Below are 13,283 nucleotides of genomic sequence, written 5' to 3' on the forward strand. Positions count from 1 at the left end.
GGGGGGATCGGCACCCCCCTTATCAAGGGGGGCAGGGGGGATCGAACCTAAAATCCATTTTTAATTTAATTATAACCAGCTACTTAATAATTGAGCGAATTGAGCGAATGTCTTGTATAAATTGCGTGGCGTTTGCAGAAAACGGGTTTCTTCGAGAAACCCGTTTTCTGCGATGGCATTTGCATAATTATTCCTGTTTGTTCAACGACTTGTGACGTAAAATTTTAGGAGTCACTGATAATTGCTGATTGTCAGTATTTCTGCATAAGTGAATAAAAGCTGATAGGATAACGAACGGAAAAAATATAGATTGTCAAGACGCGACAAATCGCTATAATCATCCCAGCAGAGGCGATAGTAACCCCTCGATCATCCACTGGTTAACGATCGCTAATGATTAGACAAACTTGGTTTTCTCAAGCGTTTTCGAGACAGCGAACCCGTGATTTTCCCAGTCGATCATGGACGGTGAGCTTGTCGAATCCGTTGATCGAGCCTCTACATTTCGACAAGCTCAATGACCACTGGCTTTTTTTGGAGTCGATCGAACCATGTTGCAAGGATGGATTCAAATCGCGCTCACGATCCTGATAATCGTGGCAATCACCCCCTTTTTCGGGCGCTATATGGCTAGGGTGTTCATGGAACGGAGAACCCTACTCGACCCACTGTGCGATCGAGCCGAGAGTCTTCTCTACAGCTTCGTCGGGGTGAAAGGGAAAGAGAATATGACCGGCTGGCAGTACGCCCGCGCCGTTCTCTACAGTAACGCGGTAATAGCAGTTCTGGTTTTTTCCCTGATTGCGGGCCAAGGAGTCCTTCCCCTCAACCCGACGGGGATCCCCGCCCCCACTTGGGACACCACGCTACATACGACGATTTCCTTTATCACCAACACCGACCAACAGCATTATTCTGGAGAAACCACCCTCAGCTACGGCAGTCAGATCTGGGGACTCGGCTACCAGATGTTCACCTCGGCCGGAACTGGTCTAGCGGTGGGGATCGCCTTTATTCGGGGACTGACGGGGCGACCGTTGGGCAATTTCTACGTGGATCTGATCCGAGCGATCACCCGTATTCTCTTACCGATCTCGATCGTGGGGGCAATTGCCCTGATCATCGCCGGAGTCCCGGAAACCCTCGCCGGCCCGGCGATCTTGCCGACGCTAGAAAACCCCAACCTGAGTCAGGCGATCGCCCGCGGTCCAGTGGCCCACTTCGAGATTATTAAGGAATTGGGAGAAAACGGCGGCGGCTTCTTCACCAGCAACTCGGCCCACCCCTTGGAAAACCCGAATGGATTCGTCAATCTGGTGCAGTTGGTGGCGATTCTCTCGATTCCCACCTCCCTGATCTATACCTACGGGATTTTCGCCGATAATCTCAAGCAAGCTTGGTTAATCTATCTAATTCCCCTCAGTATTTTCATCGGCTTTACCATCATCACCGCGATGGGGGAATATAACGGCAACCCGGCGGTTAACTCCCTGCTAGGGGTTGATCAAGCGGTTAACTTCGAGGGCAAAGAAGTGCGCTTCGGTTGGGCGCAATCGGCCCTGTACGCGGTAACTACCACAGCCACCATGTGCGGTGCGGTGATCGCCATGCACGATTCCTTGATGCCGAACGGTGGCTTCGTCACCCTCTCGAATCTGTTCCTGCAAATCGTTTTTGGAGGCCAGGGAACTGGCACCGCCTACCTGTTTGCCTATCTGATCCTCGCAGTATTCGTCACCGGGCTAATGGTGGGACGAACCCCGGAATTCCTCGGGCGCAAAATTGAGAAACGGGAAGTGGTATTAGCGAGTTTTTTAATTCTGCTGGTTCACCCGATCGCCATCCTCATCCCTGGAGCGATCGCCCTTGCCTTTCCTGACTTTCAGGGCATCAGTAACCCCGGTTTTCACGGATTATCTCAAGTTATCTACGAGTACGCTTCCGCCGCCGCCAATAACGGGTCGGGATTTGAGGGACTAGGGGATTCCCAACCCTCGCCAATCGCAATCGCAGATGGAGCAAAACCGACGATTACAGCCCTTTGGTGGAATCTCAGCACCTCCTTTAGTTTACTGGCCGGACGGTATATCCCGATCGCCGCCCTGCTCTTGTTGGCCGATGGGATGTCGCGCAAACAACCGGTTCCCGCCACAACCGGAACCCTCCGCACCGATACCGGACTCTTTACCGGCGTGACGGCCGGGGTAATTTTAATTCTCGGTGCGCTGACTTTCTTCCCGATATTAGCCCTCGGGCCGATCGCGGAAGCCTTTCAAATCACGCGGATGATCGGCTAGGAGTTTAGACAATTTATGAGAACGAACAAAGGAAATTCTAAGTCCCCCCGACCGTTGCGAGTGCCGAGAGGTCGCCGGGACGACCGCCGCCATACCCCCAAGGTAAACCGGACCGGTCTCTATCAACGTGCGATCCGGCAGTCCTTCCTTAAACTCGACCCGCGCATCGCCGTGCGTAACCCAGTCATGTTCGTGGTCTGGTTGGGAACGATCGTCACGGCCTTGGTCACAATCGACCCGAATCTATTCGGCACAATCGCCGCAGACAGCGGACAACAACGGCTACTTAACGGCATCATCACCCTGATCCTCTTCTCCACGGTGCTGTTCGCCAACTTCGCCGAGGCGGTCGCTGAAGGACGGGGGAAAGCCCAGGCCGATGCCCTACGCTCCACCCGCAGCGACACAACCGCCCGAAAAATCCTGGCCGACGGCTCGATCGAGTCGGTCAGTTCCACGGCCTTGGCTCGGGGCGATCGGGTGAAACTGGTGGCCGGGGACGTGATTCCCGCCGACGGGGAAGTGATCGAGGGAATCGGTTCGGTGGATGAATCGGCGATCACCGGAGAATCGGCCCCCGTCCTCAAACAACCCGGCACCGACATCGCCAGTTCCGTCACCGGCGGTACGCGGCTTCTCTCCGACGAGTTGACAGTGCGGATCACCCAAGATCCCGGCCAGGGTTTTATCGATCGCATGATCTCCCTTGTGGAAGGGGCCGAGCGCACGAAAACCCCCAACGAGATCGCGCTGACGGTACTTCTAGCCGTGTTAACCCAAGTCTTTTTAATTGTCGTCGCCACAATTCCGCCGATCGGGAATTATATCGCTGGTTTTCTGGAAACGAGCCTCAGTCCTGCGGTTGCGAATACCTTTCGGGCCGGTTCCAGTATCGCCATCTTGATCTCCCTCCTCGTCGCTCTTATTCCCACGACGATCGGTGGTTTATTGAGCGCGATCGGTATCGCTGGGATGGATCGTGTGGCTCAGTTTAACGTCATCGCCACCTCTGGGCGGGCGGTGGAAGCCTGCGGCGACGTCAATGCCCTCGTTCTCGACAAAACGGGAACGATTACCCTCGGCAACCGGCTGGCTGACGAATTTATCCCCGTCAACGGTCATAACCTCGAAGAATTAGCCCGCGTCTGTCTAGCGGCCAGCCTTTTCGACGAAACCCCGGAAGGACGCTCGATCGTTACCTTAGCCCGGAATTTGGGCGCAACCCCCCCCATCGATGGCCAACCCGGCGAGGCAATCCCATTCTCGGCTCGTACCCGCATGAGCGGCACCGATAGGGACGGTGAGGAATACCGTAAGGGGGCCGTGGAAGCGATTAAAGGTTTCGTCCGTTCCAGGGGTGGTTCCGTTCCCGATACCCTCGATCAGGCCCAGGAAAGGGTTTCCCGTTTAGGGGGGACTCCCCTGGCTGTCTGTCAGGGTAACGATCTCTACGGGGTGATCTATCTCAAAGACATCGTGAAACCTGGATTAAAAGAGCGTTTCGACCAATTACGGCGCATGGGGGTGAGAACGATCATGCTCACCGGCGACAACCAGATCACGGCCTCGGTGATCGCGGCGGAGGCGGGGGTGGATGATTTTATCGCCGAGGCTACCCCGGAAGATAAGATCGAGGTGATCCGTCGCGAGCAATCCCAAGGCAAGTTAGTTGCCATGACGGGGGACGGCACTAACGACGCACCGGCACTGGCCCAGGCTAATGTCGGTGTGGCGATGAACTCTGGAACCCAAGCGGCGAAGGAGGCGGCTAATATGGTGGATCTGGATTCTGACCCGACCAAGCTGATCGATTTAGTGACCATCGGCAAACAGTTATTAATTACCCGCGGCGCCCTGACCACGTTTTCCGTAGCTAACGATATTGCTAAGTATTTCGCCATTATCCCCACAATTTTCGCCGCTGCCGGGATCGGTGCTTTAAATATCATGGGTTTGAAAAGCGCTCAATCGGCGATCGTCTCAGCCCTGATCTACAATGCCCTGATTATCCCCGTTTTGATTCCCCTAGCACTTAAAGGCGTTCAATTTCGCCCGCTCACCGCTGACCAACTATTGCGGCGCAATATCCTCATCTACGGCGTGGGGGGCATGATTGCGCCGTTTATTGCCATTAAGATTATTGATGAGATGATTTCAGCGATCGGGTTGAGGTAATGGGAAAATCTGCAATATTTAAGCCTAGTTTATTCGGATTGAGGCACTCGAATCGGGATTTTACCCAAAAAGAAACCTGGGGTAAAAATCAATTTAATTCCTCATTTCCAGCTTCTTTGTGCGCTTACTTAGATGGAAAAGGACTGAAAAATGTAGATCTGAAACTTGATGAAAATTTTAAAATTCAACCTGCGGAGTTAAGTACAAAAGAGTTATACGGTCTAGCTCCCGATTCCGATAATTTATTTTACGCTTTCGAGAGTCAATTTAGAGGAAAAAGCAAAATGATCACAATCGATTTATTCGCTGGTTGTGGTGGTTTATCTTTAGGTTTCCAAAAAGCGGGGTTTACTATTGTGGCCGCATTTGATAATTGGATACCTGCTATAGATGTCTATAGAAATAACTTTAGTCATCCGATATTTAATGTCGATTTATCTAGAGAATCTAATCAAGAAATATTGGCTCAATATAATCCTGAGATTATTGTCGGCAGCCCTCCTTGTCAAGACTTTTCCAGTGCCGGTAAGAGAAACGAGGGTTTAGGACGAGCGAATCTAACGCTCACATTCGCCGAAATTGTCACTAGACTAAGTCCCCAATGGTTTGTTATGGAAAATGTGGATAGAATTGAGAAAAGTAAAATACTCATTCAAGCAAAACAAATTTTTAAAAGCCATGGTTATGGTTTAACTGGAAAAGTTATTAATTCTTGTTACTGCGGAGTTCCTCAAACTAGAAAAAGATATTTTCTGATCGGTAAAATGAAGGAAGAAGACGATTTTTTAATCGATGAAATCAATGACAATTTATCAAGTCAACCTCTGACTGTATTTGACTATATGGGCAAAAAATTAGATATAGAATACTATTATAGACATCCTAGAAGCTATCAAAGAAGGGCGATATTCAGTATTTATGAACCTAGCCCTACTATTCGAGGAGTAAATCGACCAGTTCCCAAAACCTATCGACAACATCCCGGTGATGCTTGTCATCTTCATGAAAAATTAAGACCGCTAACAACGAGCGAGCGAAGCTATATCCAAACTTTCCCTAAAGACTTTATTTTTGCTGGAACAAAATCTAATCTAGAACAAATGATTGGCAATGCTGTCCCTGTTAATCTGGCCAGATATGTGGGACAATGTATTCTTAACTATGAATTGAAAAAGGGGAAAAAGACAACCGATCGACAACTACAGCTAAGTAAGTGGTTATAATTAAATTGAAAATAGATTTTGTCTTTGATCCCCCCTTGATCCCCCCTTGATAAGGGGGGTGTCGATCCCCCCTTAATCCCCCCTTGATAAGGGGGGTGTCGATCCCCCCTTAATCCCCCCTTGATAAGGGGAGTGCCTGATAATTTTTAACGCCTACCTACTTATTTTCTTGATTTACTGGCAAAAACAAATCTCCAAAAAACTCTAATTCTTATGAAGGCATCCCTTAGAAAACACCGATTTTTCTGGTATATTTTCTTAAATTTCTGTCTAACAAGTCTTTTCTCCTCCATCGTTCAAGCTTCTACGGGAAGCACTATCGATAGGTGGCAAGCTTCCGCGTTAACCCTTTTAGGATTGGTCGCCTTTGCTTTATTTATCTACCTATTTTTTGTCATCTTTATACCAGAGAGGTTTTAAGAGATTTCTGGCATAATTAATTTTTGAGAGTTCAAAAATGGGAAAAAGCAGAAAATCTCTAAATAGACTCTTTAATTGATTGTGGTTTATTCCTAATTCTCCTGACTACTGACTACTGGCTCCTGACTCCTAACCCCACCAACAAACTTTTTCAGTAAACCCTAATTATGAGTTTTGCACGCGAGGCCGGTAGAGCCATCCGTTCTACCCTAGTTCTCTGGGTAATTACTGCCCTGATCTATCCTTTTTCGATGATCGCCATCGGTCAAATTCTTTTTCCCTGGCAAGCGAACGGGAGTTTAATTACCAATAATCAAGGTCAAGTGGTGGGTTCGGCTCTAATTGGGCAACCTTTCACCAGCGATCGCTATTTTAATAGTCGTCCGAGTACCACTGCTTACAGTACGGCCGATCCGAAAAACGATCCTAACAAGATCCTGCAAACCGGAATTTCGGGAGCGAGTAACCTAGCTCCCAGTAACCCCGCATTAATCGATCGCATTAAAGGAAAACCCAATCCCGATCCAGCGAAAGCTATAGAGGGGGAGATTCCCCGATTAGAGAAAGCGGGAATTAAACCCACCGCAGCTCTGGTGTACACCTCTGGATCGAGTCTCGATCCCCATATCACCCCAGAGGCCGCCAGAGCGCAGATCGAGCGGGTGGCGCGGGTGCGGGGATTACCGACGAATCAAGTGGAGATCCTGATTACCAAAAACACCGACGAGCGCTTTCTCGGCATCTTCGGCGAACCGGGGGTTAACGTGCTGAAACTGAATCTGGCTCTAGACGCGATCGCCAATACCCGATAGGGTTTCTGATACTAAATCCGTTGAGCATAGGCTAAATATCAGGACAGGCAAAAGGCAAAAGGGTGCATAAATAATCAGTTTTTAATAACAGGATTTAGTATTAGTTCAATTTCCCCATTTCCCCACTAATTCATAATTCCCGCTCCCCACTTCCCACTTCCCACTTCCCACTGATCACTGAAAAAAGCTCCAGCACTCGATCGCCCGGATAGATGGTCGGGGATTTAGGTTAGGGTAGTAAAAGATACAGATTACTCACCCTTGCAGACCAAAAATTATGACGAATACCAGTAACCCGCTGCTTGCCGGTCAAGGATTACCGGCTTTTGACCAAATCCAACCCGGCCTGATTGTCCCTGGGATGACGCAACTTTTGCAAGAACTGACCAGAGAATTAACCGAACTGGAAGCGCAGATTACCCCCACCTGGGAAAAATTGGTCGAACCCCTCACCCAGATCGAAGAACGTTTAAGCTGGAGTTGGGGGATTATCGGTCATCTGATGGGGGTAAAAAATAGCCCAGAATTGCGTCAAGCTTACGAAACCGTACAACCACAGGTAGTCGAGTTTATTAGCCGTTTAAGCCAAAGTAAACCCATTTATGAAGCATTTTTGTCCCTGCGTCAAGGGGAAAGCTGGGGGCAATTAGACGAGGCACAACAGCGCATTGTCGAAGCCTCCCTGCGGGATGCTCAATTGGCTGGGGTGGGATTAGCAGGGGAGAAAAAAGACAGATTTAACGCGATTCAACTGGAATTAGCGGAAATCACCACGAAATTTTCCAATAACATCCTCGATGCCACCAAAGCTTTTCAACTGAAACTAACAACCCCAGAAGATATCGCCGGTTTACCCGCTAGTCTCCTTAGTTTAGCCGCCCAAACCGCCCGCGCCCAAGGGGAAGCTAACGCCAGCACCGAAACCGGTCCCTGGGTGATTACCCTCGATTTTCCCAGTTATTTCCCCTTTATGAAGTACAGCGATAATCGGGAATTGCGCGAAAAACTCTATAAAGCCTACGTTAGTCGGGCCGATCTGGGAGAATTGGATAATAATCCCTTAATCGATCGCATTTTGCTACTTCGTCAGGAACAGGCCCATCTTTTAGGTTATAGTACCTACGCCGAGGTTAGTCTTGCCCGGAAAATGGCCAATTCTGTGGATGAAATCGAGAAATTGCTTGACAATTTGCGCCAAGTAAGCTATGAAGCGGCAAAACAGGATTTAGAGGCCTTAAAAACTTTTGCGGGAACCGACGATCTCAAGCATTGGGATATAGCCTATTGGTCAGAAAAACAGCGTCAGGCCAAGTTTAACTTTAGTGCCGAGGAATTACGCCCCTATTTCCCGCTGCCACGGGTTTTAGAAGGCATATTTAGCCTCGCTAAACGTATTTTTGGGGTAGAAATTATCGCTGCCGACGGTAAAGCACCTATCTGGCATCCCGAGGTGCGTTATTTCCAGATTAATGACGAAAAGGGCGAAAAAATCGCCTATTTCTACCTCGATGCCTACAGTCGTCCCGCCGAAAAACGCGGCGGCGCTTGGATGGATGTCTGTATCGGTCGGGCCAAAACCGGCACCGAGGTGCGTTTACCTGTGGCTTATTTAATCTGCAATCAAACGCCTCCAGTGGACGGAAACCCCAGTTTAATGACCTTTGAGGAGGTAACTACCCTATTTCACGAATTTGGCCACGGTTTACAGCATATGTTAACCACTGTGGATTATTCTGGCGCGGCGGGTATTAATAATGTTGAGTGGGACGCGGTGGAATTGCCCAGTCAATTTATGGAAAATTGGTGTTATGATCGCCCTACTTTAATGAGTATGGCCAAACACTACGAAACTGGCGAAACTCTCCCCGAACATTACTACCAAAAACTGCTCCTAGCTAAGAATTATATGAGTGGTTCGGCCATGCTGCGTCAGCTACATTTGTCTTTAGTAGATTTGGAATTACACCATCGTTATCAACCCAATGGCAGCGAAACTCCTAAACAAGTCAGACAGCGTTTAGCGGCGACGACGACGATAATTCCTCCCCTACCGGAAGATGCTTTTTTGTGTTCTTTTGGGCATATTTTCGCTGGCGGTTATGCGGCGGGTTACTATAGTTATAAATGGGCAGAAGTTCTCAGTGCCGATGCTTTTGCCGCTTTCGAGGAAGTGGGATTAGATAACGAAGAAGCAGTGAAAGCGATCGGTCGTCGTTTTCGCGATACTGTTTTAGCTATGGGGGGAAGTTCCCATCCTATGAATGTTTTTAAAGCTTTCCGGGGTCGCGAACCTAGTACCGAGCCTCTCCTCCGTCATAGCGGCTTATAAAAGTAGCCAAAAACCTTTCTTTCTGGTGCGTTACGGCGATATTTAGCTCTTGATTTTTTCCCTGAAAACAAGGGATTGCCTAACGCACCCTACTTAACTGCTGAAACATCCAGTAGGGTGTGTTAGCGTAGCGTAACGCACCAAAAACCTTTCTGTGTGGTGCGTTACGGCGATATTTAGCTCTTGATTTTTTCCCTAAAAACAAGGGATTGCCTAACGCACCCTACTTGACTATATTGTGATAACATATCAGGAAAAAAAGTTAACTAACAGGAGTAAACTTTAATGAGTATCGCATTTTTTCAAGATCTGATCGAATCGGTAGAGAGTCTATCCATTGAAGACCAAGATTATTTGTTTGAGCTAATTCGTAAAAGACGCATTGAGAAACGCCGGGAGGAGATGGCTAAAAATGGCGAAGAAACCTTAAAATCTTTAGCAATGGGAACAGCAAAAAAAGGCCGTGCTGAAGAGATAATGGCATATTTGTTAGAGGATGAAGAAGAATGAAATTAGTTGCTGACAAAAGCTTTAAAAGAGCTTTTCAACGCTTAATCAGCAAAAATCCTCAACTACAAAGCAAGGTATCAGAGGTTCTACATTTGTTAGAAGATAATCCCTTCACCCCTTCTTTAAAATCTCATAAGCTGACAGGTAGATTAGAAGGTTATTGGTCATGTTCTGTTAGTTACGATTGCCGTATTATTTTTACTTTTCGTCAAGATCCTGATTCAGGAAAAACTTTAATTGTTATAGTTGATATTGGAAAACACGATCAAGTTTACTAATTTATCTCTTTAATTTGTTCTTGCTTATCAATTGTATAATTACAGTGCGATATCGCCTACTTTTCTAGCGTGTGTTCCTGGAAAATTTTGGGTCTGAAACCCCTTAACTACTGTATATTTTTATTAAGAATTATCCTTTCTTTGTAACATTAACTCTTAATTCTTAACAAATTACCATAGATTCTCAGAAAAAAACCGATTATAATAAAGGGAACTGAACAGAACTGCTTGATCGATAGATAACTGATTGATTAAAGTTTTATTACTTTTGATGAACTGGGATTAAGATAAGTAAATTTATTCTTGATCGCTCCCTGAAAGTGAGAAGAAATAGTTTTAATAAACAAAGAGTTTTCAACTTGGCAAAAATCCTCTGGGGGAAATACACATGGAAGTTCTAACCGAGACAATTAACCCAACTTCGATCGAACGGGAACCGATCCATCTCTATAACCGAATTCAACCGCACGGAGTGCTTTTAGTTCTCAGCGAACCGGAGCTAAAAGTCAGCCAAACTAGCAGTAATAGCCGCAGTTTATTGGGAATTTCTCCAGGGGAAATTATCGGTAAAACCCTAGAGGAAATCTTCGATCCTTTTCAGATCGATCCTCTGAAATCAGCCATAGAAAATAACGATTTTGATGCTATCAATCCCTCCAAAATTTGGGCGCGGGTTAAAGGGGATGATTTCGCCGTCTTTGATGCTATTTTCCACCGTAACGCCGAACAAATGCTGATTTTAGAGTTAGAACCAGCTATTTCCTATGAAAACATTCCTTTCCTGAGTTTCTATCACCTAGCCAAAACTTCGATCGATAAACTTGAAGCCACCCGTAACCTGAAAGATTTCTGTAATATCATCGTTAAAGAAGTGCGAAAAATGACAGGATTCGATCGAGTTATGTTATACAAATTCGACGAAGAAGATAACGGTGATGTGATAGCAGAAGACAAAATAGAGCAACTAGAACCCTATCTAGGTTTACGTTATCCCGCTTCCGATATCCCTCTCCCAGCACGAAATTTATTAAGTGCTAATTGGATTCGACAGATTCCCGATGCCACCTCTGAACCCGTCGATCTAGTGCCTAGTCTTCATCCCGAAACTCAACAACCTTTAAATTTAACCCTGTCCAGTCTGAGAAGTGCTTCTCCCTGTCATTTAGAATACCTACATAATATGGGAGTGGGAGCATCTCTAACCATTTCTCTGATTGAAAATAAACGTCTCTGGGGCATTATTGCCTGTCATCACCGCACCCCTAAATATGTACCCTACGAACTGCGTAAAGCTTGTGAATTCTTAGGAAGAGTGATTTTTTCGGAAATATCGGCACGGGAAGAAACCGAAGATTATGACTATCGAGTGAAATTAAACTTTGTCCAATCGCAATTAATCGATTATATGGCGGAAGCTAATAACTTTATCGATGGATTAATTGCCCATAAACCGAATCTGCTTGATCTAACTAAAGCCACAGGAGCCGCTATTTATTTAGGCGGCAATTATACCTTAATTGGAGTAACACCGAGCGAAGAAGAACTAAATTATCTGATTACTTGGCTAGAAAAAAACGTCCATGAAGATGTTTACTATACCAATTCCTTACCGCGAATTTATACCGATGCGGGTAAGTTTAAAGACATTGCCAGTGGTTTACTAGCAATTCCCATTTCTAAACGTAATTATCTCCTCTGGTTTCGTCCGGAAGTAATTCAAACCGTGAACTGGGGTGGTGATCCGGGTAAAGCGATCGAAACGACTGCCATAGATGGTAATATTCGTCTCGGTCCGCGTAAATCTTTCTCCCTCTGGAAAGAAACCGTTCGCCTGAAATCTTTACCCTGGAAAGCGGTAGAAATTAACGCCGCACTAGAATTACGAAAAGCGATCGTCAATATCATCTTAAAACAAGCCGATGAATTGGCACGTTTAGCGCGGGATTTGGAACTATCAAACGCCGAATTAAAAAAATTCGCTTACGTCGCTTCCCACGATTTACAGGAACCCCTCAATCAAGTCGCCAACTATGTGCAGTTGCTAGAAATGCGCTACACCGAAGAACTGGACGAAGATGCTAAAGAATTTATTACTTTTGCCGTCGAAGGTGTCAGCTTGATGCAAACATTAATAGATGATGTGCTGGCTTACTCAAAAGTGGATATGCAGGCGGTAGAGTTTAATACCATTGATGCTAATCTGGCACTGGAAAAAGCTCTCGCTAACCTGAAAGGGAGAACTCAAGAAAGTCAAGCTATAATCACCGTTGATCCTTTGCCAATTATCATGGCAGATAAAACCCAGTTAATGCAATTGTTCCAAAATCTCATCGGTAATGCCATTAAATTCCGAGGAAAAGCAACTCCCACTATTCATATTGCTGCTCAACGTCAAGAGGAGGAATGGCTGTTCTCTGTCACCGATAATGGAATTGGTATCGATCCCCGATTTTCCGAACGCATTTTCGTGATTTTCCAACGACTGCACACCCGCGACGAGTACCCCGGCACAGGTATGGGTTTGGCGATTTGTAAAAAAATTATCGAGTGTCATCGCGGACGAATTTGGGTAGAATCTCAATTAGGTAAAGGAGCGGTTTTCTATTTTACAATTCCCCTAGGAGGTAACGAGCGTGAGCGCTGGCGAGGACGTGCCACACAAAATTATCTTATTAGTGGAGGACAGTAAAGCTGATATTCGCCTCATCCAAGAGGCATTAAAAACTAGCACCGTCCCCCATGAATTAGTTATCGTTAGGGATGGTGTCACCGCCATGGATTATCTGCGTCGAGAAGGGGAGTATCTCGATTCTCCCCGTCCTAATCTGATTCTTCTCGATCTGAATTTACCCAGAAAAGACGGACGGGAGGTATTAGCGGAAATAAAAAACGATCCCAGTTTAAAAAGAATTCCTGTGGTGGTTTTAACCACTTCTCGCAACGAGGAGGATATTTTTTATAGCTATGAACTGCACGTTAATTGTTATATAACCAAGTCGCGCAATCTCAACGATTTGTTCAAAATTGTCAAAAATATCGAGGCTTTTTGGTTAGAAACCGCTACTTTACCTGGGGAGTGAATTATTATCAGTTATCAGGAGTCAGGAGATAGGAGATAGGAGATAGGAGTCAGGGATCAGGAGATAGGATTTAGGAGTCAGGAGTCAGGAGATTATTTCTATTTATTCTCCCCACACCCCACTTCATAATTCATAATTCATAATTCCCCCTCCCCACAC

Annotated in this window: 10 protein-coding genes; all 10 read left to right on the forward strand. The window is 46.4% G+C overall.

Annotated elements, in window-relative coordinates:
- The first annotated feature begins 551 nt into the window (after window positions 1–551).
- The 10 genes from kdpA (at window position 552) to IQ234_RS16255 (ending at window position 13,124) form a co-directional block, all read left to right on the forward strand.
- Window positions 552–2,297: a potassium-transporting ATPase subunit KdpA gene (gene kdpA, locus IQ234_RS16210; protein WP_193957834.1), complete on the forward strand. Its 1,746-nt coding sequence runs from the start codon at window positions 552–554 to the stop codon at window positions 2,295–2,297.
- A gap of 15 nt (window positions 2,298–2,312) precedes the next feature.
- Window positions 2,313–4,472 (forward strand): potassium-transporting ATPase subunit KdpB, encoded by a 2,160-nt coding sequence (gene kdpB / locus IQ234_RS16215; protein WP_193957835.1) that lies wholly within the window; start codon window positions 2,313–2,315, stop codon window positions 4,470–4,472.
- Complete coding sequence (locus IQ234_RS16220; RefSeq protein WP_193957836.1) at window positions 4,472–5,695, forward strand: DNA cytosine methyltransferase; 1,224 nt, start codon at window positions 4,472–4,474, stop codon at window positions 5,693–5,695. Before kdpB ends, IQ234_RS16220 begins: the two co-directional genes overlap by 1 nt.
- Window positions 5,696–5,908: 213 nt before the next feature.
- Complete coding sequence (gene kdpF, locus IQ234_RS16225) at window positions 5,909–6,115, forward strand: K(+)-transporting ATPase subunit F (RefSeq protein WP_193957837.1); 207 nt, start codon at window positions 5,909–5,911, stop codon at window positions 6,113–6,115.
- Window positions 6,116–6,282: 167 nt separating this feature from the next.
- Entirely contained in the window at window positions 6,283–6,927 is a 645-nt protein-coding gene (gene kdpC, locus IQ234_RS16230) for a K(+)-transporting ATPase subunit C (protein WP_193957838.1), read from the forward strand.
- Between the two features lie 277 nt (window positions 6,928–7,204).
- Window positions 7,205–9,256 (forward strand): M3 family metallopeptidase, encoded by a 2,052-nt coding sequence (locus tag IQ234_RS16235; protein ID WP_193957839.1) that lies wholly within the window; start codon window positions 7,205–7,207, stop codon window positions 9,254–9,256.
- 285 nt (window positions 9,257–9,541) lie between these two features.
- Window positions 9,542–9,766, forward strand: a complete 225-nt coding sequence (locus IQ234_RS16240) for a hypothetical protein (RefSeq protein WP_193957840.1) — start codon at window positions 9,542–9,544, stop codon at window positions 9,764–9,766.
- Window positions 9,763–10,044: a type II toxin-antitoxin system YafQ family toxin gene (locus IQ234_RS16245; RefSeq protein ID WP_193957841.1), complete on the forward strand. Its 282-nt coding sequence runs from the start codon at window positions 9,763–9,765 to the stop codon at window positions 10,042–10,044. The genes IQ234_RS16240 and IQ234_RS16245 overlap by 4 nt, the downstream gene beginning before the upstream one ends.
- 388 nt (window positions 10,045–10,432) lie before the next feature.
- Window positions 10,433–12,733 (forward strand): sensor histidine kinase, encoded by a 2,301-nt coding sequence (locus IQ234_RS16250; protein ID WP_193957842.1) that lies wholly within the window; start codon window positions 10,433–10,435, stop codon window positions 12,731–12,733.
- Entirely contained in the window at window positions 12,678–13,124 is a 447-nt protein-coding gene (locus IQ234_RS16255; protein ID WP_193957843.1) for a response regulator, read from the forward strand. The genes IQ234_RS16250 and IQ234_RS16255 overlap by 56 nt, the downstream gene beginning before the upstream one ends.
- Window positions 13,125–13,283 lie beyond the last annotated feature (159 nt).

Source organism: Microcystis aeruginosa LEGE 91341 (assembly GCF_015206885.1).
GTDB lineage: Bacteria > Cyanobacteriota > Cyanobacteriia > Cyanobacteriales > Microcystaceae > Microcystis > Microcystis aeruginosa_H.

Excerpts from the sequence above, each read along its gene's own strand:
- kdpA (WP_193957834.1), top strand. The coding sequence starts at position 552 with ATGTTGCAAGGATGGATTCAAATCGCGCTCACGATCCTGATAATCGTG.
- kdpB (WP_193957835.1), top strand. The coding sequence starts at position 2,313 with ATGAGAACGAACAAAGGAAATTCTAAGTCCCCCCGACCGTTGCGAGTG.
- IQ234_RS16220 (WP_193957836.1), top strand. The coding sequence starts at position 4,472 with ATGGGAAAATCTGCAATATTTAAGCCTAGTTTATTCGGATTGAGGCAC.
- kdpF (WP_193957837.1), top strand. The coding sequence starts at position 5,909 with ATGAAGGCATCCCTTAGAAAACACCGATTTTTCTGGTATATTTTCTTA.
- kdpC (WP_193957838.1), top strand. The coding sequence starts at position 6,283 with ATGAGTTTTGCACGCGAGGCCGGTAGAGCCATCCGTTCTACCCTAGTT.
- IQ234_RS16235 (WP_193957839.1), top strand. The coding sequence starts at position 7,205 with ATGACGAATACCAGTAACCCGCTGCTTGCCGGTCAAGGATTACCGGCT.
- IQ234_RS16240 (WP_193957840.1), top strand. The coding sequence starts at position 9,542 with ATGAGTATCGCATTTTTTCAAGATCTGATCGAATCGGTAGAGAGTCTA.
- IQ234_RS16245 (WP_193957841.1), top strand. The coding sequence starts at position 9,763 with ATGAAATTAGTTGCTGACAAAAGCTTTAAAAGAGCTTTTCAACGCTTA.
- IQ234_RS16250 (WP_193957842.1), top strand. The coding sequence starts at position 10,433 with ATGGAAGTTCTAACCGAGACAATTAACCCAACTTCGATCGAACGGGAA.